The organism is Streptomyces sp. NPDC090032 (assembly GCF_044748025.1).
Lineage (GTDB): Bacteria > Actinomycetota > Actinomycetes > Streptomycetales > Streptomycetaceae > Streptomyces.
The window spans coordinates 16,062-37,847 of record NZ_JBIVFF010000010.1; the positions used below are offsets into that span (position 1 = coordinate 16,062).

15 protein-coding genes and 1 pseudogene are annotated in these 21,786 nt (G+C 70.9%); 9 read left to right on the forward strand and 7 right to left on the reverse strand.

Annotated elements, in window-relative coordinates:
• Positions 1 to 36: 36 nt before the first annotated feature.
• The 5 genes from ACIPWY_RS24560 to ACIPWY_RS24580 form a co-directional block, all read right to left on the reverse strand.
• Positions 37 to 642 (reverse strand): ATP/GTP-binding protein, encoded by a 606-nt coding sequence (locus ACIPWY_RS24560; protein WP_362908935.1) that lies wholly within the window; start codon positions 640 to 642, stop codon positions 37 to 39.
• Entirely contained in the window at positions 623 to 4,270 is a 3,648-nt protein-coding gene (locus tag ACIPWY_RS24565) for a hydantoinase B/oxoprolinase family protein (RefSeq protein ID WP_393705882.1), read from the reverse strand. Before ACIPWY_RS24565 ends, ACIPWY_RS24560 begins: the two co-directional genes overlap by 20 nt.
• Before the next feature lie 72 nt (positions 4,271 to 4,342).
• Complete coding sequence (locus tag ACIPWY_RS24570; RefSeq protein ID WP_393705883.1) at positions 4,343 to 4,747, reverse strand: DUF742 domain-containing protein; 405 nt, start codon at positions 4,745 to 4,747, stop codon at positions 4,343 to 4,345.
• A gap of 9 nt (positions 4,748 to 4,756) precedes the next feature.
• Positions 4,757 to 5,197: a roadblock/LC7 domain-containing protein gene (locus ACIPWY_RS24575; RefSeq protein WP_100597501.1), complete on the reverse strand. Its 441-nt coding sequence runs from the start codon at positions 5,195 to 5,197 to the stop codon at positions 4,757 to 4,759.
• Entirely contained in the window at positions 5,194 to 8,073 is a 2,880-nt protein-coding gene (locus tag ACIPWY_RS24580; RefSeq protein ID WP_393705884.1) for a nitrate- and nitrite sensing domain-containing protein, read from the reverse strand. The genes ACIPWY_RS24575 and ACIPWY_RS24580 overlap by 4 nt, the downstream gene beginning before the upstream one ends.
• Positions 8,074 to 8,540: 467 nt before the next feature.
• Between ACIPWY_RS24580 and ACIPWY_RS24585 the strand changes: the two are divergent.
• Positions 8,541 to 8,936, forward strand: a pseudogene (locus ACIPWY_RS24585) (hypothetical protein); the annotation flags it as partial.
• Between the two features lie 25 nt (positions 8,937 to 8,961).
• Here the strand turns inward: ACIPWY_RS24585 and ACIPWY_RS24590 are convergent.
• On the reverse strand, positions 8,962 to 10,149 hold the full coding sequence (locus ACIPWY_RS24590; RefSeq protein WP_393705900.1) for an NAD(P)/FAD-dependent oxidoreductase: 1,188 nt from the start codon (positions 10,147 to 10,149) through the stop codon (positions 8,962 to 8,964).
• Between the two features lie 32 nt (positions 10,150 to 10,181).
• The gene (locus ACIPWY_RS24595) at positions 10,182 to 10,502 is read right to left on the reverse strand and encodes a bifunctional 3-phenylpropionate/cinnamic acid dioxygenase ferredoxin subunit (RefSeq protein ID WP_362908945.1); all 321 of its coding nucleotides are present in this window, start codon (positions 10,500 to 10,502) and stop codon (positions 10,182 to 10,184) included.
• Between the two features lie 175 nt (positions 10,503 to 10,677).
• Here ACIPWY_RS24595 and ACIPWY_RS24600 point away from each other — a divergent pair, with 175 nt between their 5' ends.
• The 8 genes from ACIPWY_RS24600 to ACIPWY_RS24635 all read left to right on the forward strand — a co-directional run bounded on the left by ACIPWY_RS24600 (position 10,678) and on the right by ACIPWY_RS24635 (position 21,785).
• Positions 10,678 to 11,496 carry an IclR family transcriptional regulator gene (locus tag ACIPWY_RS24600; RefSeq protein WP_362908947.1) on the forward strand — a complete coding sequence of 273 codons (819 nt, stop codon included), beginning with the start codon at positions 10,678 to 10,680 and terminating at the stop codon, positions 11,494 to 11,496.
• A 203-nt stretch (positions 11,497 to 11,699) separates the two neighbouring features.
• On the forward strand, positions 11,700 to 12,785 hold the full coding sequence (locus ACIPWY_RS24605; protein WP_362908949.1) for an S-(hydroxymethyl)mycothiol dehydrogenase: 1,086 nt from the start codon (positions 11,700 to 11,702) through the stop codon (positions 12,783 to 12,785).
• Entirely contained in the window at positions 12,782 to 13,402 is a 621-nt protein-coding gene (locus tag ACIPWY_RS24610) for an MBL fold metallo-hydrolase (protein WP_401534991.1), read from the forward strand. The genes ACIPWY_RS24605 and ACIPWY_RS24610 overlap by 4 nt, the downstream gene beginning before the upstream one ends.
• A gap of 33 nt (positions 13,403 to 13,435) precedes the next feature.
• Positions 13,436 to 15,904 (forward strand): FAD-dependent oxidoreductase, encoded by a 2,469-nt coding sequence (locus ACIPWY_RS24615; protein WP_362908953.1) that lies wholly within the window; start codon positions 13,436 to 13,438, stop codon positions 15,902 to 15,904.
• Between the two features lie 128 nt (positions 15,905 to 16,032).
• Complete coding sequence (locus tag ACIPWY_RS24620) at positions 16,033 to 17,163, forward strand: aromatic ring-hydroxylating dioxygenase subunit alpha (RefSeq protein WP_393705887.1); 1,131 nt, start codon at positions 16,033 to 16,035, stop codon at positions 17,161 to 17,163.
• Positions 17,156 to 18,658, forward strand: coding sequence for an aldehyde dehydrogenase family protein (locus tag ACIPWY_RS24625; RefSeq protein WP_393705888.1), 1,503 nt, complete (start codon positions 17,156 to 17,158; stop codon positions 18,656 to 18,658). The genes ACIPWY_RS24620 and ACIPWY_RS24625 overlap by 8 nt, the downstream gene beginning before the upstream one ends.
• Positions 18,655 to 20,226, forward strand: coding sequence for an APC family permease (locus ACIPWY_RS24630; RefSeq protein ID WP_362908959.1), 1,572 nt, complete (start codon positions 18,655 to 18,657; stop codon positions 20,224 to 20,226). Before ACIPWY_RS24625 ends, ACIPWY_RS24630 begins: the two co-directional genes overlap by 4 nt.
• 8 nt (positions 20,227 to 20,234) lie before the next feature.
• A complete protein-coding gene (locus ACIPWY_RS24635; protein WP_401535249.1) occupies positions 20,235 to 21,785 on the forward strand; it encodes a GMC family oxidoreductase in 1,551 nt (516 codons plus the stop codon).
• Position 21,786: the final 1 nt, after the last annotated feature.

A 21,786-nucleotide genomic window follows, 5' to 3' on the forward strand; every position in this document is an offset into this window, starting at 1 on the left:
TGCTGTTTCCCTGCCCGCTGTTCCCGCGCTCGCGCGTCAGGTGGTGGCCGGCTGGCGTCGGCGGGCGCCGGCGGCCATCGCGTGCTCGACGACGCCGATGAGGACCTCCTTGACGGTCTCCTTCTCGCGCGCGTCGCACAGCAGGACGGGCACGTCGGAGTCGAGGTCGAGGGCCTGGCGTACGGCGTCGGCGGGGTAACGGGCCGATCCCTCGAAGCAGTTGACACCCACGACGAAGGGTATGGAGCGCCGTTCGAAGTAGTCGACGGCGGCGAAGCAGTCCTCCAGGCGGCGGGTGTCGGCGAGGACGACGGCGCCCAGGGCGCCGGTCGCCAGCTCGTCCCACAGGAACCAGAAGCGGTCCTGCCCGGGAGTGCCGAAGAGGTAGAGCACCAGGTCCTCGCGGAGCGTGATCCGGCCGAAGTCCATGGCGACGGTGGTGGTGTGCTTGCCCTCGACGCCCCGGGTGTCGTCGAGCGGGCGGCCTGCCTCGCTGAGCAGCTCCTCCGTGCGCAAGGGCTTGATCTCGCTGACCGCGCCGACGAGCGTCGTCTTGCCCACGCCGAATCCGCCGGCCACGAGGATCTTGAGCGTGACGGGCTCCACGGGGGGCTTGCCGCGCTCAGAACGCCCGAAGATCATGGGTCTCTTCTCCTGCCTCACTGCTGTCGCTGTGGTCGTTCCCGACAGGAGGCGGCGGACCGTATCCGCCGCCTCCGGGGGTTTCGATGACGAGTACGTCGCCGGGGAGCACGTCCGCGGAGTCGCTGCCGGCGAGCCGGTCGACCGTGCCGTCGGGGTGTTCCACGGAATTGGCGCCCAGAGCTCCCGGCCCGCCGCCCGCCATGCCGTACGGCGGGACTCTGCGGTGCTGCGAGAGGGTGGACACGGTCATGGGTTCGAGGAAGCGGAGGCGGCGTACGGCGCCGTCGCCGCCGTGCCACCGGCCCGGTCCCCCGCTGCCGCGCCGCACGGCGAACTCCTCGAGCAGGACGGGAAGTCGCCACTCCAGGACCTCGGGGTCGGTGAGCCGCGAGTTGGTCATGTGGGTCTGCACGACGGACGCTCCGTGGAAGCCGTCGCCTGCTCCGGAGCCCGAGGCCACGGTCTCGTAGTACTGGTGGCTCTCGTTTCCGAAGGTCACGTTGTTCATCGTCCCTGAGCCCTCGGCCTGGACGCCCAGGGCCGCGTAGAGGGCGCCGGTGATGGCCTGGGAGGTCTCCACGTTGCCGGCGACCACGGCGGCCGGTGGCTCGGGGGCGAGGAACGAGCCCGGCGGGACGACGATGTGCAAGGGGCGCAGGCAGCCGTCGTTCAGGGGGATGTCGTCGTCCACGAGGGTGCGGAAGACGTACAGGACGGCCGCGTTGACGACGGCGTAGGGCGCGTTGAAGTTGGTGGCGAGCTGGGGCGAGGTGCCGGTGAAGTCGACGGTCGCGCTGCGCTGTTCGCGGTCCACGGTGACGCGGACGCGGATCACGGCGCCCGAGTCGGTCTCGTAGGCGAACTCACCGTCCTGTAGTGCGTCGACAACGCGGCGCACCGCCTCTTCGGCGTTGTCCTGGACGTGCTTCATGTAGGCCTGGACGACTTCGAGCCCGAAGTGGTCGATCATGCGGGCGACTTCGTCGACGCCCTTCTGGTTGGCGGCGATCTGGGCACGCAGGTCGGCGAGGTTGGTCCGTGGGTTACGGGACGGGTAAGGGCCGCCGGTGAGCAGGCTCAGGGTCTCCGCCTCTCGGAAGCGGCCCTCTTCGACGAGCAGCCAGTTGTCGAAGAGGATGCCTTCCTCGTCGATGGTGCGGCTGTCCGCGGGCATGGAGCCGGGGGCGATGCCGCCGATCTCCGCGTGGTGGCCGCGCGAGGCGACGTAGAACAGGATCCGCTCACCCTCCGTGTCGAAGACCGGGGTGATGACGGTGACGTCGGGGAGGTGGGTGCCCCCGTGGTAGGGGTCGTTGACGGCGTAGGTGTCGCCCGGCCGCATGCGCGTGCCGCGGCGGCGGATGACCTCCTTGACGCTGGTGCCCATGGATCCCAGGTGGACGGGGATGTGGGGGGCGTTGGCGACGAGGCTGCCGTCGGGGTCGAAGAGCGCGCACGAGAAGTCGAGGCGTTCCTTGATGTTGACCGACTGGGAGGTGGACTCCAGCCTGGCGCCCATCTGTTCGGCGATCGACATGAAGAGGTTGTTGAAGACTTCGAGAAGGACGGGGTCGGCTTCCGTGCCGATGTCGGAACTCTCCGTGACCGCCGCACGTTCCATGATCAGGTGACCGTCGTCCGTCACGGCCGCCCGCCAGCCGTCGTCCACGACCGTCGTGGAGCCGGACTCGGCGATGATCGCGGGTCCGGTGACGCTTTCGCCGGGCGGGAGTTGGTCGCGTCGGTGCAGGGGCACCTCGCGCCAGGTGCCGCCTGTGTGGAGGCTGACGGTCTCAGGGGTGGCGGGCGGGGCCGAGCGGGGTGCGAGGGCGGACAGATCGGGGGGTGTGGTGAGGCCGGTTGCTTCGACGGAGAGTGCTTCGACGACGAGAGGACGGTCGAGGGTGAAGGAGTAGGTGGCGCGATGGCGTTCTTCGAAGGCGGTGCGCATCGTGTCGGGGTGCGTGAGTTCCACGGTGAGCGTGGTGTCGGTGCCGTCGTAGCGCAGTTGGGCGCGGCGGGTGACGCGGATGCGGTCCTCGGGCACGTCCTCGGCGAGGAGTTCGGCGCGGGCCGCGCCCTCCAGATCGTCGGCGGTCTTGTGGACGTGCGGCATGGCGGACGGTTCGAGCGGCGACTCGACGGACTGCTCGCGCATGGCGGTCGCGTCGGCGAGACCGATGCCGAGCGCGGACAGGACTCCCGCCATGGGCGGTACGAGGACGGCGCGGATCCCGAGCGAGTCGGCGACCCGGCACGCGTGCTGACCGCCGGCCCCACCGAACGTGGTGAGGGCGTAGCGGGTGACGTCGTGGCCCTTCTGGACGGAGATCCGCTTCACGGCGTTCGCGATGTTGGCGACGGCGATCTGCAGATAGCCCTCGGCGACCTGCTCCGGGGTGCGGTCGTCCCCGGTGCGGTCGCGGATCTCACGGGCCAGTGCGGCGAAGCGGTCCCGTACGAGGGCGTGGTCCAGGGGCTGGTCACCGTCGGGGCCGAACACCCGGGGGAAATGGGCGGGTTGGATGCGCCCGAGGGCCACGTTCGCGTCGGTGACGGTGAGCGGGCCGCCGCCGCGGTAGCAGGCGGGTCCGGGATCGGCTCCCGCGGAGTCGGGCCCCACGCGGTAGCGGCTGCCGTCGAAGTGGAGGACGGAGCCGCCACCGGCGGCGACGGTGTGGATGTCGAGCATGGGGGCGCGCAGGCGCACGCCGGCGATCTGCGTGGTGAAGACGCGCTCGTACTCCCCCGCGTAGTGCGACACGTCCGTGGACGTGCCGCCCATGTCGAAGCCGATGACGCGGTCGAAGCCGGCCAGGCGGGACACGCGGGCCATGCCGACGATGCCGCCGGCGGGTCCGGACAGGATGGCGTCCTTTCCGCGGAACTGCCCGGCCTCGGTGAGCCCGCCGTTGGACTGCATGAACATGAGGCGCACGCCCGCGAGTTGGTCCGCCACCTGTTGGACGTAGCGGCCGAGGACCGGCGACAGATAGGCGTCGACGACGGTCGTGTCCCCGCGCGGGACGAGTTTCATCAACGGACTGACCTCGCTGGAGAGCGAGATCTGCGGGAAGCCGATCCGGGCCGCGAGGGCACCGATCTGCCGCTCGTGCTCGGGGTACAGGTGGCTGTGCATGCAGACGACGGCGAGGGCCCTGATCCCGTCGTCGTACGCCTGGCGCAGCGACACTTCGAGTGCGCCCGTGTCGAGGGGGGTGAGGACGTCGCCCTGGGCACTGACGCGCTCGTCGGCCTCGATGACCCGTTCGTGGAGCAGCGTGGGCAGTTCGATGCGGCGGGCGAAGATGCGGGGCCTGTTCTGGTACGCGATGCGCAGGGCGTCGCGGAAGCCCCGGGTGACGACCAGGGCGGTACGTTCGCCCTTGCGTTCCAGGAGGGCGTTGGTGGCGACGGTGGTGCCCATGCGAACGGAGTCGACTCGGCCGTTCCCCGACTCGCCCTCGCTGTCGAGGAGTTCACGGATACCGGCGACGGCGGGGTCGCGGTAGCGGCCGGGGTTGTCGGACAGGAGCTTGTGGGTGAGCAGGCGTCCGTCGGGGTGCCGCGCTACGACATCGGTGAACGTGCCGCCTCGGTCGATCCAGAACTGCCAGCCTGTCACGCGCGTCTCCGTTGTTCGCCCCGCTGCTCGCCTGGTCCCCACCCCCGTGTGTGGCCTCGGTGTCCGCGTCGGTCAGAGCGCCCTGAGACCGTTGATCACGTCGCGCAGAATACTCTCGTCCGGGAGCTCGGCAGGGGGTACTGGCCGCGTCACATGGACCAGTTTCTCGTCGACGAGATCGCCGATGAGGACGCGTACGACACCGATGGGAAGGTCGAGTTCCGCCGCGATCTCGGCCACCGACTGGGGGCTGTCGCGGCACAGTCCGACGATGTCCACGTGCTCCGGGGACAGCGTCTGGTCGGCAGCGGGGTCGCCGCTGCGGTGTTCGGCGACGACGACCGCGATCAGGTCGAGGCGATGCTGGGCCGCGCTGGTGGTGCGGCCGCGTGTCATGGCGTACGGACGAACCACCGGTCCGGCGTCGTCGTCGAACCAGTGGTGCGTCTCCTGCGTCCCCTCCCCGTCCCGGTTCATACCGGCCCACTACCCGCCGGCGGACAGATCGGTGCGCGGAGCGGTCCCCAGATGCACGCCGACCCGCTTGACGAGCAAGGTCATCTCGTATGCGACGAGACCGACGTCGGAGTCCGCGTCCGACAGGACGGCGAGGCAGCTGCCGTCGCCGGCGGCCGTGACGAAGAGGAAGGCGTCGTCCAGCTCCACGACCGTCTGGCGTACGCTGCCGGCCTCGAAGTGCCGGCCGACCCCCTTGGCCAGGCTGTGGAAGCCGGAGGCGACGGCGGCGAGGTGCTCGCTGTCCTCCCGGGTGAGGTCCTTGGAGACCCCGGTCGGGAGGCCGTCCCCGGACAGCACGAGCGCCTTGCGGATACTGGCGACGCGCTCCACCAGGTCGTCCAGGAGCCAGTTCAGCTCCCCGGAACCGCCGTTCGCGGTGGTGTGTGCGGCGGCCTTCGGTGCGGTCATCGACCGTCCCCCTCAGATGTCGTTCCCTGTGCTGTGCCGTCGGAGGCGTCATCGCCTGCGGCGTTCTCCTCACGGCCGCGGCGCCAGCCCCGCTGGAGCGAGGCCATCCGGTCGCGGACCTCGTCGGCGTCGCGCTCGGCGGGGCTGTCCGAGTGGTTGGGCCCCTCCCGGTCCGCGGCGCGGTCGGCGCGCAGGTCGGGTCCTTCCTTGAGCTGCGGGGCGAGATTGGCCTGGCGCACCCGGCGGGGCAGACCACTCGGCAGGCTCAGCGTGGGGGCGTCGGCGGCCGGCTCCGGCGCGGGGTCACGCACCGGCTCCGGGCCACGTGCGGGAGCCTCGTCCTGCGAAGCCTGGGCACGGGCGCGCCTGCGCGGCAGGTCCGGCACGGACGCCGAAGCGAGTCGACGCTCGCGGGGTCCCTGCGGGGCTTCCGGGCGGTACGCGTCCCCGGGTGTGTCCGGGGTCGGGGCCTCGGGCTCGGGCTCGGGCTCGGGTGGGACGCTGCCCGGGTTCTCGGGCTGGGCGTTCGCGCGTCGGTTGTCCCGTTCCGCCTCGCCGGGCCGCGTGTGGGTGACGGGCCTGCCGTGCGAGCTGACGAGCTTGGGTGCCCGGCGGCGCGGCAGCGGCAGCGGCACGGGCGCTTCGTCAGCGTCGGGGCCGCCGGCCCGGCGGTTGGGCTCGGCCCGGTTCTCGAACTCGTCGCGCGCGTGCTGGTGCTGCTCCCCGGGGAGCCCTGCGGAGCGGCGGCGCGGCCGGAAGAGCCCGCCTCGCTCGCTGTCCTCGTCGTCGAGAGCGCCGGGGAAGGGCGCGAGGTCCGACGTCGCCAGTGGCGCCTCCAGCTCCACGGGGCCGTCCAGGACCGAGGCGGGAAGACCCGGGAGCGGGCTGCCCGCTGTGGAGAGCTTCGGGGAGCGCTCGCCCCGGGCCTCGCCGCGCCCGGGGCCGTTGGGACGGTCGAGACGGAAGCCGGCACCCTCGGTGTCGGGGGCGTCGGTGAGCAGGGTGTCCGGGATGAAGACGACCGCGGTCGTGCCGCCGTACGGGGACGGCTGGAGCGAGACGCGGACGTTCTGGCGCTGGGCGAGCCGGCTGACCACGAAGAGGCCGAGCCGGTCGGTGTCGGAGAGTTCGAACTCGGGTGTCTCGGCCAGCCGCAGATTGGCGTCGAGGAGCGCGTCGGCCGCCATGCCGAGGCCCCGGTCGTGGATCTCCAGCGTGAAGCCGTTCGCGACGCGCTCGCCGAGGACGTGCACGGCGGTGTGAGGCGGCGAGAACACCGTGGCGTTCTCGAGGAGTTCGGCCACGAGGTGGGTGAGGTCGGCGACGGCGGGGCCGGTGACCGCGATGCGTGGCAGGCGCCGGACCTCGATGCGCTCGTAGTCCTCCACCTCGGCGACGGAGGCCCGGACGATGTCCATGAGCTGGACGGGCCTGCGCCACTGCCGGGAGGGGGCGGCTCCCGAGAGGATCACCAGGCCCTCCGCGTGGCGCCGCATGCGCGTGGTCAGGTGGTCGAGGCGGAACAGGTCGGCGAGTTCGTCCGTGTCCTCGGTCCTGCGCTCCATCGTATCGAGCAGGGTGAGCTGCTTGTGGAGGAGCACCTGGCTGCGCCGGGCGAGGTTGACGAAGACCTCGGAGACGCCGTGGCGCAGTTCGGCCTGTTTGACGGCGGCCTCGACGGCGGAGCGCTGAAGGGTGTTGAGCGCCTGGCCGACCTGCCCGATCTCGTTCTTGTCGTACTCCAGGCGAGGGGCTTCGGTCTCCACGTCGACGCGTTCACCGGCGGCGAGGCGGCGCATCACGCTGGGCAGCCGGACTCCGGATGCCTCGTGGGCCTCCAGGCGCAGCCGCCGCAGGTCACGGACGAGGCTGCGGCCGATGCGCACGGAAAGGAACAGCGAGAGCAGCAGCGCGAGCAGACCGAGCACGCCGGCGACACCGGCCTGCAGGAAGACCTCGATCGCGACGGGGCGCCCCCGGTCCTGGTAGCGCTCCGTGGCGGCCGTGTCGCGCTTGATGAGCTCGTCGAGCACCTGGCCCGAGGCGTCGTTCCAGGCATGTGTGGTGACGCCCCTGGGGGTGCCCGCGGCGGAGTCGGCGAGAGTGTTCTCCGCCGTGCGCAGGGCCGCTGTGTCGGCGCTCTTCCAGTAGCGCTCGAACTGGGCGCGGTCGTCATCGGGGAGCAGCGCGAGGTTGGTCTCGTACAGGATGCCGCGCTGGGCGACGAGGTCGGAGACCTGGCGCAGTTCCTTGTGCGTGATCCTGCGGGCGACGAGAGCGGAGGCGACCAACGCGTCCTCGCGGGACAGCAGTTCACGCGCGCGCAGCACACCGACGACGGCGCGGCCCTGGCGGTCCATCGTCGAGTTGTCGAAGTTGCTGAGCGTGAGCAGGAAGTCGTACGTCGGGTCGATCAGGCGGTTGTAGAAGTCGAGTGCCTGCGCGCGGGTGACGGTTCCTTCGTCGACGTTGCGGCGCAGGGACTCGATGCCCTCGAATCCCTCGACGACGGTGGTGATGCGGCGCCGGGAGTCGTCGCTCATGTCGTCGCGGATCCCGGAGTTCTCGGCCTTCGTCCTGATCCGGGCCATCGCCTCGTCGGAGGCGCTGCGACGGCTGCGCAGCTCGGAGAGGGCGTCGGAGGCCCGGGGATCGGCCAGATAGACGAGGGTCTGGCGGCGCTCGTCCTGAAGGATCCGGCCGGCGTCGGCGATCGGGTAGCCGATCTCGTCGGCGACCCTCCCCGACGACAGCAGCTGAGTCGCGGCGCGGCCCGTGATCACCGTGGAGAAGGCCCAGATGGCGGTCAGGGATACCAGCGGCACCAGGAGCAACGCCACGATCTTCCGGCGGATGGATTTCCCGCGAAAGCGCATGGCCTCCCCCAGATCGACCCCTGTCGTCAGGGGTACACATGTGCGGCAACAAACGGCGCGAGCCTACTACTGACGCAGGAGCAACTCGAAGGGCTGTCCGGATGCTGTCCGGCGGCGAGTGGAGAGGGACGTCAGCATGTGTCCGGGCATTGCGGGAGATTGCATCCCGCAAAGTGGCGCTCAGAATCCGGCATCATCCGGCCCGACGCGGACGGCAGTTGGCCGGAATCGATCGATCTTCGGCGGGACGGAAGTGACCGACGCAATCCGGGGGAATCTTTCGACGCCGCCGTACGTCCTTCAGTACGGGTCATAGGTGATGAGGCCCGCACGAGGTCAGCGGGCAGCGTAAAGCAGCGCAATCCGGGCAGCCATCGAAGAGCCCCGGTGCGGGAGCACTCGGGGCGGCGGGCTGTGACGGCGGGGGGAGTGACGAACTGATGGGCACGGCAGAGCGGCGCGGGGAGTTGTGGGTCGAGGAGCCGGCGAGGCGACGGCGGATGCCCGATCCGGTGCGGACGGCGGCGGTACGGGCGGTGCTCATCGTCGCGCTGACCCTGATGCAGGCGGTGATCGCGTTCCTGTGCACCGTCGCCGACTCCTGGCTCGCGTTCCCCATGGTGCTGAGCAGCGTGGGGAGCACGGTCGTGGCGACCTGGGGCGTGCTGGACGTCTGGGTGACCCGACAGGTGTGGAACCAGCGCAACGGCGTGGTGTCCGCGCCGAACAGCACGGCGCGGCAGTTGCGCAGGGAGCGGCGCCAGGCGCGCCGGCAGGCACGTCGCCGGGCACGCGCGCAGGGCCATCCGGCCCCGGAGCGCATACGGAGGCGCGAGGGGGCCGGACAGCTGACGCATACGTAGGCGCGTACTCAGGCGAGAGCCGCCGTCACAGCGCGACGGGCTCCGCGACGCTCGGCACGACCGGTATCGCCTCACCGCGGGTCAGCTCCCGCCGCACCCGTGTGAACGGCCGCGGCCGGTTCACCGCGAGCGCGGCCGTGGTCACGCCCGCGCGCTCGTAGAGCGCGAGGAAACTCCCGTCCTGCACGGCGCCTTCGACGACGCGGACCAGATCCCCGTCCCCCCGGCGCCCCGCGAACTGGATGCGTGAGCCGTACTGGTCCGACCAGAAGTACGGCAGCGGCCGCACGGTCTCGACGGTGCGGCCCGCCAGCAGATTGCGTACGGCAACCCGCGGCTGGGCCGTGGCGCTCGTCCAGTGCTCGGCCCGCGCCCCGCCCACGCGGGCCACGTCGCCCACGGCCACCACCTGGGGCAGCGCCGTGACGCAGCCGTCGTCGCAGAGCACCCCGTCGTGCAGCGCGAGCGTCGAACCGGCGAGCCAGCTCGTGTTGGGGACGGCCCCGATGCCGACGACGACCACGTCGGCGGGCAGCACGCGCCCGTCGGCCAGTTCCACGCCGTGGACCGCGAGGTCGCCGTGGAGTGCCGCGACCCCCACACCCGTGACGAGTTCCACGCCGCCGCGCGCGTGGAGTCCCGCACACACCGCAGCCATGTCAGGGCCGAGTTGGGGCAGGAGCGGCAGCGGCGCCGCCTCCACGACGGTGACGGAGTGTCCGAGCGCGGCACACGAGGAGGCTGTCTCGGCACCGATGAACCCGCCGCCGATCACGACCACGCGCCGCGGCCCGCGCAGCAGTTCGGCACGTAGGGAGCGCGCGTCGTCGAGGGTCCGGAGCGTGTGCACGCCCGCGAGGGCGGGGCCGGGCAGCCGGCGGGCGCTCGCCCCCGTCGCGATGACGACCCCGTCCGTCGACACCGTGCGGCCGTCCTCCAGGAGGACGGTGCGGCCGCGCGCGTCGAGCCCGCGGGCCCGTACGCCGAACATCCACTCGGCACCCAGTTCCAGCGTCTCGTCGACGTCGGAGAGGGCGAGCTGGTCCTCGCCGGCCTTCCCGGTGAGGAAGTCCTTGGACAGCGGCGGCCGGTCGTACGGGCGGTGCGGCTCCTCGCCCACGATGACGAGGCGGCCGTCGAAGCCCTGGGCGCGCAGCTCGCGGGCCGCGTACAGTCCCGCGAGCGAGGCGCCCACCACGGTCACGGTCCTCATGCCGGAGTCGGTCGTGATTCCGTTGACAGTGCTCATGCGGCGGTACCTTCCTCGGCTGCCGGGTGGACATGGACCACGCCGTCCTCGACGGTCACGCGGTGGGTGCGTACGGGGCGGCGGGCGGGGAGGCAGGTCGGCTGCCCCGTGCGGAGATCGAATGAAGCCTCGTGAAGCGGGCATTCGACCAGACAGCCCTCCAGCCACCCCTCCGACAGGGAGGCGTCCTGGTGGGTGCAGGTGTCGTCGATGGCGTACAGCTCACCGTCAGCGTGGAAGACGGCGATGGGCGGTGCTGTGTCGATGCGGACGGATCCGCCATCGGGGAGGTCTTCAAGGCGGCAGACGGGAATCACGGGCCCCCCTCTTGGTCCAGGGCTGTCTGACTCAGGACTGTTCGGTAACATGAAGTTTCGTATCGCGCACGACAGGGCGCTCTGCGCAACAGAGTCCGGTCGAGATGGCTGCCGCGTCAAGGGCTTCTCGAAGATGCGACCCGTGAACGGGTCGCAAGGTGGTGAGAGTTGAGTGATGACCCGCAAGGAATCGCAGGCTGAACCAGGCACGAAGGCACCGGAGAAAACTCCCAAGGGCGCGGCCGGCGCTGTCCAGTCCGTGGACCGCGCGGTGAGTGTCCTCGAGATCCTCGCCCGGCACGGCGAGGCAGGGGTCACGGAGATCGCCGACGAGCTGGACGTGCACAAGTCCACCGCGTTCCGGCTGCTCGGAGTCCTGGAGAACCGAGGCCTCGTCGGGCAGGCCAAGGACCGCGGCAAGTACTACCTGGGGGCGGGGGTACTGCACCTCGCGGGGGCGGCGGCAGTGCGCCTCGACATCTCCCAGGAGGGCGTGCCCGTCTGCCGTGAACTGGCCGACGAGCTGGGCGAGACGGTCAACATCGCGATCCTCGACGACGATGTCGCCGTCAACATCATGCAGGCGCGCGGCTCCGCCTCCGTGACGGCGCAGAACTGGCTGGGCAGACGCACGCCTTTGCACGCCACGTCGAGCGGCAAGGTGCTGCTCGCCCATCTGCCGTCCGCGTTGCGCGAGGGCCTGCTCGCCCGCCCGCTGGCGCGCTTCACCCCGCACACGACGACCGGGACGGCCTCGCTGCGGACCGAACTGGAGGCCGTGCTGGACCAGGGGTTCGCCGTCGCCGTGGAGGAGCTGGAGGTCGGCCTCGCCGCGGTGGCGGCACCCGTGTTCGCCCACGACGGAAAGGTCATCGGCGCGATCAGCGCGTCGGGCCCCGTGTACCGGGTGACCGAGGAACACCTCCCCGAGCTGGCAAAACGCACGGTCGCGGCATCGGCCGAACTGTCGCGCCGGATGGGATACGGCTTCTAGCAGGGCGTTCCTCAGTACGGTTACTGAACGCGGGGTCAGGGAAACCTGGCCCCGCGTTCTGCGTGTGTCGACGAGGTTTCGGGGCTGCCGATCGTTTTGCCAAGCATTAACTCCCACCTCTTGACGGGGCCTTGATGGCGTTTCCAAGATGTTCCTCATCGCGCAACCGATCGTGCAGTGCGCAACAGCAGAGGAGTTTGGTCGTGCCACATGAGGTCCGCGCCGTCGTCGCTGTGAAGAAGGGCGCACCCGTCGAGGTGCAGACGATCGTCGTGCCCGATCCCGGTCCGGGCGAGGTTCTGGTCCAGGTGCAGGCGTGCGGGGTCTGCCACACGGATCTGCACTACCGGGAGGGCGCCATCAACGACGACTTCCCGTTCCTGCTCGGTCATGAGGCGGCCGGCACCGTCGAGTCCGTCGGCGACGGGGTCACCGACCTCGCCCCCGGTGACTACGTGGTGCTCGCCTGGCGCGCCCCCTGCGGCAACTGCCGTTCCTGTCGCCGCGGTCGCCCCTGGTACTGCTTCGACTCGCGCAACGCGGCACAGCCGATGACCCTCCTCGACGGAACGCCGCTGAGCCCCGCGCTCGGTATCGGCGCGTTCGCCGAGAAGACCCTGGTCGCGGCCGGACAGGCGGTCAAGGTCGATCCGGCGGCGCGCCCCGAGGCCGCGGGCCTGATCGGCTGCGGCGTGATGGCCGGCTACGGCGCGGCGGTGAACACGGGCAATGTGCAGCGCGGCGACACGGTCGCCGTCATCGGCTGCGGCGGCGTCGGCAACGCGGCCATCGCGGGCGCCTGTCTCAACGGCGCGCGTCGCGTGATCGCCGTAGACATCGACGACAAGAAGCTCGACCAGGCCGAGCGGTTCGGCGCCACGCACACCGTCAACTCCCGTGGCACGGACGCGATCGAGGCGGTGCGCGCGCTCACCGACGGGTTCGGCGTCGACATCGCCATCGACGCGGTCGGCCGCCCGGAGACGTACAAGCAGGCGTTCTACATGCGCGACCACGCGGGCGTACTGGTCCAGGTCGGTGTGCCCGACCCCGCGATGACGCTGGACATTCCGCTCATCGACCTGTTCTCGCGCGGCGGCGCCCTCAAGTCGTCCTGGTACGGGGACTGCCTGCCGAGCCGCGACTTCCCGGTCCTCATCGACCAGTACCTGTACGGGCTGCTCGACCTGAACGGGTTCGTGACCGAGACGATCGCCCTCGACCAGGTGGAGGAGGCGTTCGCGAAGATGCACCGCGGCGACGTGCTGCGCTCGGTGGTGGTCCTGTGAGCCCTGCGGCCCGCGTCGAACGCGTCGTCACCTCCGGCACATTCAGCCTGGACGGCGAGACGTTCGACGTCGACAACAACGTCTGGCTGATCGGCGACGACGAGGAGGTCCTGATCGTCGACGCCGCGCACGACGCGGCGGCGATCACGGCCGCCGTCGCCGGGCGCCGTGTCACCGCGATCATCTGCACCCACGGGCACGACGACCACATCGGCGCCGCCGCCGGCCTCGCCGCGGCGACCGGCGCCCCCGTCCTCCTGCACCCCGCCGAGCACGAGCTGTGGGAGGCGGTGCACGCCGACCACAAGCCGGACGCCGAGCTCACCGACGGAATGCTCCTGACCGTCGCCGGGATCGATGTCCAGGTTCTGCACACCCCCGGCCACTCCTGGGGCAGTTGCAGCCTCTACGTGCCGTTCCTCGACGCCGTCTTCACCGGCGACACCCTCTTCCACGGCGGTCCGGGCGCGACCGGCCGCTCGTACTCCGACGCCCCGACGATCACGGCGTCCATCCGCGCCCGGCTCCTCACCCTGCCGGGCGGCACGGTTGTCCACACCGGCCACGGCCAGGACACGACCATCGCCGCGGAACGCGCCAACATACCCGCCGCATAAGGCCATTCCATCCCCACCAGCATGAGGAGGGGCATGTCCAGCACGCCCGGCAACCCCGGAACAACCAGCCCTCGCGTCGTCGTCATCGGCGCCGGAATCGTCGGCTGCTCCCTCGCCGACGAGCTCACGGCCCGCGGCTGGACCGACGTCACCGTCCTCGAACAGGGCCCGCTGCCGGCCCCCGGCGGCTCCACCTCGCACGCGCCCGGCCTGGTCTTCCAGACGGGCCCGTCCAAGACCCTCACGGAGTTCGCCCGATACACGGTGGAGAAGTTCAACACCCTTGAGGCGGACGGACTTTCCTGCTTCAACCCGGTGGGCGGCCTGGAGCTGGCGACCACCCCCGAGCGCTGGGCCGACCTGCACCGCAAGGCCGGCTACGCCGCCTCCTGGGGCGTTCGCGGCGAGCTCGTCGACGCCGCGCGCTGCAAGGAACTGTGGCCCCTCATCGACGAGTCGGCCGTACTCGGCGGCTTCCACACCCCCGACGACGGCCTGGCCCGCGCCCTGCTCGCCTCCCGCGCCCAGATGGAACGCGCCCGCGAACGCGGCGCCACCTTCCTCGACCGGCACACGGTCACCGGCATCGAGCAGGAGGACGGCCGGGTCACGGCGGTGGTCACCGACCGCGGCACCTTCCCCGCCGACCACGTCGTGTCAGCGGCGGGGTTCTGGGGCCCGGTCATCGGCCGCATGGCCGGCGTGGACGTCCCGCTCCTGCCCCTCGCGCACCAGTACGCGAAGACCAGGCCCATGCCGGAGCTCGAAGGAGCGAACGACCCCCGCACGGAAGCCTCGAAGCCGATCCTCCGCTTCCAGGACCGTGACCTGTACTTCCGTGAGCACACCGACCGGATCGGCATCGGCAGTTACGCCCACAAGCCCCTGCCCGTCGATCCTTTCGAGATCCTCGACTACGACGAGGCGCGGGCCGGCGACCTGGACATGCCGTCGTCGCTGCCCTTCACCGAGGAGGACTGGGCACCCAGCTGGCAGGACTGCCGGTGGCTGATCCCGGCGCTGCGGGAGACCGAGATCGAGGAGGGCTTCAACGGCGTCTTCTCCTTCACGCCCGACGGGATGCCGGTCCTCGGCGAATCCCGCGCGCTGCGCGGCTTCTGGCTGGCCGAGGCGGTCTGGGTGACACACTCCGCGGGCGTCGCCAGGGCGGTCGCCGAGTGGATGGTCGACGGGCGCCCCTCCGTCGACGTGCACGAGTGCGACCTCACCCGCTTCGAGGACGCCCAGCGCTCCCCCGCCTATGTGCACGACCGCGGGGCGCAGCAGTTCGCCGAGGTCTACGACGTCCTGCACCCGCTCCAGCCCGCCGAGCAGCCACGCCCGCTGAGGGTGAGCCCCTTCCATGCCCGCCAGGAGCAGCTCGGCGCGTACTTCCTGGAGGGCGGTGGCTGGGAGCGTCCGCACTGGTACGAGGCGAACGCGGACCTGCCCACCGGCGACCTGCCCGAGCGTGACGCCTGGTCGGCCCGCTACTGGTCCCCGATCGCGGCCGCCGAGGCCAGGGCCACGCGCGAGAAGGTCGCCCTGTACGACATGACGCCGCTGCGCCGGCTCGAGGTCACGGGCCCGGGCGCCCTCGGCTTCCTCCAGCGCATGACGTCGAACAATCTCGCGAAGAAGCCGGGCGCGGTCACGTACACGCTGCTCCTGAACGAGGCGGGAGGCATCCGGTCCGACCTGACCGTCGCACGCCTCGCGCCGGATCTCTTCCAGATCGGCGCGAACTCCCCCGCGGACCTGGACTGGCTCATCCGGCACGCGCCCGCGGACGTGTGGATCCGGGACATCACCTCCGGCACCTGCTGCATCGGCGTCTGGGGCCCCCTCGCCCGTGACCTCGTCCAGCCGCTGACCCGCGACGACTTCTCGCACGAGGGCTTCGGCTACTTCCGCGCCAAGCGGACCCACCTCGGCCATGTGCCCGTCACCGCGATGCGCCTGTCGTACGTGGGTGAGCTGGGCTGGGAGCTGTACACCAGCGCCGACCTGGGGCTGCGCCTGTGGGACACGCTGTGGGAGGCGGGCCGGGAGCTCGGCGTGATCGCGGCCGGGCGCTCGGCGTTCAACAGCCTGCGCCTGGAGAAGGGTTACCGCTCCTGGGGTCACGACATGACCGAGGAGCACGATCCGTACGAGGCGGGCGTCGGATTCGCCGTCCGCATGGACCGTGGTGACTTCCTCGGCAGGGCGGCGCTGGAGCGCAAGGGCGAGCAGCCGGCCCGCAGGCTCACGCCGCTCCTCCTGGACGACCCCGCGGCCGTCGTGCTCGGCAAGGAGCCCGTCCACGTCGAAGGGGTCCCGGCCGGCTACGTCACCAGCGCCTCGTACGGCTACACGCTGGGCCGCTGTGTCGCCTACGCGTGGCTGCCGCCGCTCGCCGCCGGTACGGGCGTCCACATCGAGTACTTCGGCGAGAAGGTGCCGGCGACGGTCGCCGAAGAGCCCTTGTTCGACCCGAAGATGAGCCGCATCCGCCGCTGATTCCCGTACGTGCCCGTCGTCGGCGAGATCGTCGCCGGCCTCGCGCCCACCGGCACCACCGCGTACCCCATCGACCTCTTCGACCCCGGCCGCCTCGCCGCCGCGCCCGCCTGAGGAGAACTACGCACGTGACGACGACCCCGATTCCCCCGAGCCTGATGGCCACGCTGCCCGGCCACTACTACACCGATCCGGACATCTTCCGGCAGGAGCAGGAACGCATCTTCGAGGCGATGTGGTTCTGCGCCGTGCGCGCGGCGGACCTCGACAGGCCGGGCGCCTTCCGCACGGTCCAGGTCGGCCGCGAGAACGTCCTCATCACCCGCTCCCGCACCGGCGAACTGCGGGCCTTCCTCAACGTCTGCCGCCACCGCGGCGCCCGCCTGCGCACGGAGGAGTCCGGCCAGGTCCGCCGCAACCTCCAGTGCCCCTACCACGCGTGGACGTACGACCTCGACGGCAAGCTCGCCGCGGCGCCGAACCTGGCGCAGATGCCGGACGTCGACCGCACCGAGTACGGCCTCGTCAAGGTCGCCCTGCGCGAGTGGCTCGGCTACGCCTGGGTCTGTCTGGCCGACGAGCCGCCCTCGTTCGAGGAGTCGGTGGTCGGCGCGGCCGTCGAACGGCTCGGCGACGCTGCCTCGATCGAGCGGTACCGCACCCAGGACCTGGCCCTCGGCAAGCGCATCACGTACGACGTGCAGGCCAACTGGAAGCTGATCATCGAGAACTTCATGGAGTGCTACCACTGCGCGACGATCCACCCCGAACTGACCGACGTGCTGCCGGAGTTCGCGGACGGCTACGCCGCCCAGTTCTACGTGGGCCACGGAGCCGAGTTCGGGGACGGCGTGAAGGGATTCACCGTCGACGGCAGCGAGGGCTTCGGCCGGCTGCCCCAGGTCGCCGACGACCAGGACCGCCGCTACTACGCGATCACCGTGCGGCCGACGGTCTTCGTCAACCTCGTCCCCGACCATGTGATCCTGCACCGGATGTTCCCGCTGGCCGAGGACCGTACGGTCGTCGAGTGCGACTGGCTGTACGCGCCCGAGGTCGTCGCGTCGGGCACCGATGTCTCCAAGTCCGTGGAGCTGTTCCACCGGGTCAACGCCCAGGACTTCGAGGCCTGTGAGCGCACCCAGCCGGCGATGGACTCCCGTGCCTACCGGCGCGGCGGCGTGCTCGTCCCGACCGAGCACCACATCGGGATCTTCCACGAATGGCTGACCTCCAAGCTGGGCGGTGCCCATGCCTGACCTGTTCATCGGCGGCGTGTGGACCACCGCCCGGGACGAGCGGACCCGCGAGATCCGCTGCCCCGCGGACGGCTCGCTCGTCGCCGTGGTCGACGAGGCCGGCGCCAAGGACACCGCCGACGCCATCGCCGCGGCCCGCCACGCCTTCGACGAAGGCCCGTGGCCCCGGATGCCGGCGGCCGAGCACGGCGACCTCCTCCTGCGCGTCGCGGACCTGCTCGTGCGCGACAAGGACGCGCTGGCCCGCGCCGAGTCCCTGGACACCGGGAAGCGGCTGGTCGAGAGCGCGTACGACATCGACGACATCGCGAACTGCTTCCGCTACTTCGGGCGGCTCGCCGCCGCCGACACCGGACGCGTCGTCGAGACGGGGACGGAGGGCGCCGAGAGCCGGGTCGTGTACGAGCCGGTCGGGGTGTGCGGCCTGATCACCCCGTGGAACTACCCGCTCCTGCAGACCGCGTGGAAAGTCGCCCCTGCGCTCGCCGCCGGGAACACCTTCGTCCTCAAGCCGAGCGAGCTGACCCCGCACACGGCGATCCATCTGATGCGGCTGCTCGACGAGGCGGGGCTGCCCGCGGGCGTCGCCAATCTGGTCCTCGGCGCGGGCCCGGAGGCGGGCGCTCCGCTCGGTGACCATCCGGACGTGGACCTCGTGTCGTTCACGGGCGGCCTGCAGACGGGGCGGCTGCTGATGGCGGCCGCGGCGGGCTCGGTCAAGAAGGTCGCCCTCGAACTCGGCGGCAAGAACCCGAACATCGTGTTCGCGGACGCCGACTTCGAGGCGGCCGTCGACATGGCGCTCACCGCGGTGTTCCTGCACTCGGGGCAGGTGTGTTCGGCCGGCGCGCGGCTCCTCGTGGAGGACTCGCTGCACGACCGCTTCGTCGACGAGGTCGTGCGACGCGCCGAACTCATCCGGCTGGGCGGCCCGTTCGACGAGGACGCGCAGACGGGGCCGCTGATCTCGGCCGCGCACCGCGCCAAGGTCGAGGCCTATGTCGCGCGGGGCGTCGAGGAGGGGGCGGTGCTGCGCTGCGGCGGCGAACGGCCGCATTCGGCCGCGTACGAGCAGGGCTTCTACTATCTGCCGACCGTCCTCGACGAGTGCACGAGCGGCATGTCCGTCGTGCAGGACGAGTCCTTCGGCCCGGTCCTGACCGTCGAGCGGTTCGCCGACGAGGGCGAGGCTGTGCGGCTCGCGAACGACTCGATCTACGGGCTCGCGGGCGCCGTCTGGACGGGCGACGAGGCGAAGGCCGCGCGCGTCGCGGGCGCCCTGCGCCTCGGCACGGTCTGGATCAACGACTACCACCCGTACGTCCCCCAGGCCGAGTGGGGCGGCTACAAGCAGTCCGGCACCGGGCGCGAGCTCGGCCCCTCGGGGCTCGCCGAATACCGCGAGACCAAGCACATCTGGCGCAATACGCGGCCCGTCGCTCAGGGCTGGTTCGGTGCGCCGCCGGAGTGTTCCGAGGACGGTGAGCCGTCATGAGCCAGGACGAGAACACACAGGAGACGCGGAGCGGGGACGACGCCGAACTCGCCGAGTTCGGCTACCGGCCCGAACTCAAGCGCACGCTGGGCAACTTCCACACCTTCGCCGCGGGCATCAGCTACATCTCCATCCTCACCGGCACCTTCCAGCTCTTCTACTTCGGCTTCGCGAATGGCGGCCCTGCCTACTGGTGGTCCTGGCCGATGGTGTTCGGCGGCCAGTTCATGGTCGCCCTCTGCTTCGCCGAACTGGCCGCCCGCTATCCCGTCGCGGGCTCCGTCTACAACTGGGCGAAGAAGGTGGGCAATCCGCACGTCGGCTGGCTCGCCGGGTGGATGATGCTGCTCGCCTCGGTCGTGTCGATCGCGGCCGTCGCGCTCGCCTACCAGCTGACGCTGCCGCAGATCTCGTCGGCCTTCCAGTTCATCGGGGACGGCACCGGCCCGTACGACGTCGCGACCAACGCCGTCGTCCTGGCCTCCGTTCTGATCCTGTTCACGACGCTCGTCAACGCCTTCGGCGTGAAGCTGATGGCCACCATCAACACAGCCGGCGTCTTCCTCGAACTGATCGCGACCGTCGTCCTGATCGTGCTGTTCGCGGTGCACATCGTGCGCGGCCCGCAGGTCGTGACGCACACGGCGGGGGCGGGCCACGGCCAGCCGTTCGGCTACCTGAGCGCGTTCCTGGTCGCGTCGCTGGCCTCCGCGTACGTGATGTACGGCTTCGACACGGCGGCCTCGCTCGGCGAGGAGTCCCTCGACCCGACGCGGGGCGCGCCGCGGGCCATCATCCGCGCGATCGTCGCCTCGTTCGTCCTCGGCGGGCTGATCCTGCTGCTCGCCCTGATGAGCGTGTCGAGCCTGAGCGGCAAGAAGCTGTCGACGGACGGCCTCCAGTACGTCGTCCTGGACGTGCTCGGCCCGACGGCCGGAAAGGCGATGCTGTGGTGTGTCCTGATCGCGGTCACGGTGTGCGCCCTCGCCGTGCACACGGCCGCGATCCGCCTCGCCTTCGCGATGTCGCGCGACAACAACCTGCCGGCGTCGTCGGTACTCGGCCGGGTCAGCCCGCGCTTCAGAACGCCGGTCGTCCCGGCCGTCGTCATCGGCGTACTGGCGCTCGCGATCCTGATCGTCAACATCCGCCAGCCGCAGATCTTCACCGTGGTCACCAGCATCGGCATCATCATGATCTACCTCGCCTATCTGCTGGTCACCGGTCCGATGCTGGTGGCGCGGCTGCGCGGCAGGTGGCAGCCGGCGGGCGACGGGAAGTTCTCCCTCGGCCGCTGGGGATTGCCCGTCAACATCGTCGCCGTGCTGTGGGGCGGCGCGATGACGCTCAACCTGATCTGGCCGCGATCTGCCGTCTACAACGCCGCCGCCCCCTACCACTGGTACCTGCGCTGGGGCGCCGTCCTGTTCATCGCGGTGATCGCGGGCGGCGGCTTCGCCTACTACTGGTTCGTCCAGCGACACCGCACCGGCGTCCTGGCCGAGCACGCGGCCGAGCCTGCCCCGTCCGATGATTCCGCTGCCCTGGAGGAGGTCACCACCCCGTGAACCAGCCCATGAACTCTGACGTCTTCGACTACGTCGTCGTCGGCGGCGGCACCGCCGGGAACGTCGTCGCGGCGCGTCTGTCCGAGGACCCGTCCGTCAGCGTGTGCGTCCTGGAAGCGGGACCGAGCGACGTCGGCGACGACAACGTCCTCCAACTGGACCGCTGGATGGGCCTGTTGGAGTCGGGGTACGACTGGGACTACCCGGTCGAGCCGCAGGCCAGCGGCAACAGCTTCATGCGTCACGCGCGCGCCAAGGTCCTCGGCGGCTGTTCGTCCCACAACTCGTGCATCGCCTTCTGGGCACCGGCCGAGGACCTGGACGACTGGGCGGCGGCGGGGTGCACGGGCTGGGGCGCGGCCGACGTGTTCCCCCTCTACAAGCGACTGGAGAACAACGACGCCCCCGGGGACCACCACGGCCGCTCCGGCCCGGTGAGGCTGCGCACCCTCAAGGGCGCCGACCCCTGCGGCAGCGCCCTGCTCGCGGCCTGCGCCGAGGCGGGCATCCCGACCACGCCGTTCAACTCGGGCAGCACGGTGGTGCGCGGAGCCAACTGGTTCCAGATCAACTCCGACGAGAACAACATCCGCCAGTCGTCCTCGGTCGCCTATCTGCACCCGGTCATGGGCAAGCGGCCCAACCTGGAGGTGCGGACCGGGGTACGGGCCAAGCGGCTCGTCTTCGAGTGCCGGCGCTGCGTGGGCGCCGAGTACCTCGACCCCGATCTCATCCACACCCGGACGGTACGGGCCCGCCGCGAGGTGATTCTCTCCTGCGGCTCCATCGACTCACCCAAGCTCCTCATGCTGTCCGGGATCGGCCCGGAAGCCCATCTGCGCGAGAGGGGCGTCGACGTGCTCGTGGACTCCCCCGGGGTCGGCGAGAACCTCCAGGACCACCCCGAGGGCGTGATCATGTGGGAGGCGAAGCAGCCGATGACCACCACGTCCAGCCAGTGGTGGGAGGCCGGCATCTTCTACGACACCGAGCCCGGCCTCGACCGGCCCGACCTGATGTTCCACTACGGCTCCGTGCCCTTCGACATGAACACCGCGCGGTACGGCTACCCCACGTCGGAGAACGCCTTCTGTCTCACGCCCAACGTGACGCGGGCGAAGTCGCGCGGCACCGTCCGCCTGCGCACCCGCGACTACCGGGACAAGCCGCTGGTCGACCCGCGGTACTTCACTCACGAGCACGACGCGCGCGTGATGACGTACGGGCTGAAGCTGGCGCGGCGCATCGCGGAGCAGCCGGCGCTCAGCGGCTGGGGCGGGGCGGAGCTGGCTCCGGGGCCCGACGTCCGCACCGACGACGAACTGCTCGACTACATCCACAAGACGCACAACACCGTCTATCACCCGGCCTGCACGGTGAAGATGGGCGCGGACGACGACGCCTCGGCGCCGCTCGACGCGCGGCTGCGCGTGAAGGGGACCGAGGGCCTGCGCGTCGCCGACGGCTCCGTGATGCCGGACCTCGTCACGGTCAACCCGTGTATCACGACCATGATGATCGGCGAGAAGTGCGCCGATCTGCTGCGCGCGGACGCCTAGC

Excerpts from the sequence above, each read along its gene's own strand:
- ACIPWY_RS24560 (WP_362908935.1), bottom strand. The coding sequence starts at position 642 with ATGATCTTCGGGCGTTCTGAGCGCGGCAAGCCCCCCGTGGAGCCCGTC.
- ACIPWY_RS24570 (WP_393705883.1), bottom strand. The coding sequence starts at position 4,747 with ATGAACCGGGACGGGGAGGGGACGCAGGAGACGCACCACTGGTTCGAC.
- ACIPWY_RS24575 (WP_100597501.1), bottom strand. The coding sequence starts at position 5,197 with ATGACCGCACCGAAGGCCGCCGCACACACCACCGCGAACGGCGGTTCC.
- ACIPWY_RS24580 (WP_393705884.1), bottom strand. The coding sequence starts at position 8,073 with ATGCGCTTTCGCGGGAAATCCATCCGCCGGAAGATCGTGGCGTTGCTC.
- ACIPWY_RS24590 (WP_393705900.1), bottom strand. The coding sequence starts at position 10,149 with ATGAGGACCGTGACCGTGGTGGGCGCCTCGCTCGCGGGACTGTACGCG.
- ACIPWY_RS24600 (WP_362908947.1), top strand. The coding sequence starts at position 10,678 with ATGACCCGCAAGGAATCGCAGGCTGAACCAGGCACGAAGGCACCGGAG.
- ACIPWY_RS24615 (WP_362908953.1), top strand. The coding sequence starts at position 13,436 with ATGTCCAGCACGCCCGGCAACCCCGGAACAACCAGCCCTCGCGTCGTC.
- ACIPWY_RS24625 (WP_393705888.1), top strand. The coding sequence starts at position 17,156 with ATGCCTGACCTGTTCATCGGCGGCGTGTGGACCACCGCCCGGGACGAG.
- ACIPWY_RS24630 (WP_362908959.1), top strand. The coding sequence starts at position 18,655 with ATGAGCCAGGACGAGAACACACAGGAGACGCGGAGCGGGGACGACGCC.
- ACIPWY_RS24635 (WP_401535249.1), top strand. The coding sequence starts at position 20,235 with ATGAACTCTGACGTCTTCGACTACGTCGTCGTCGGCGGCGGCACCGCC.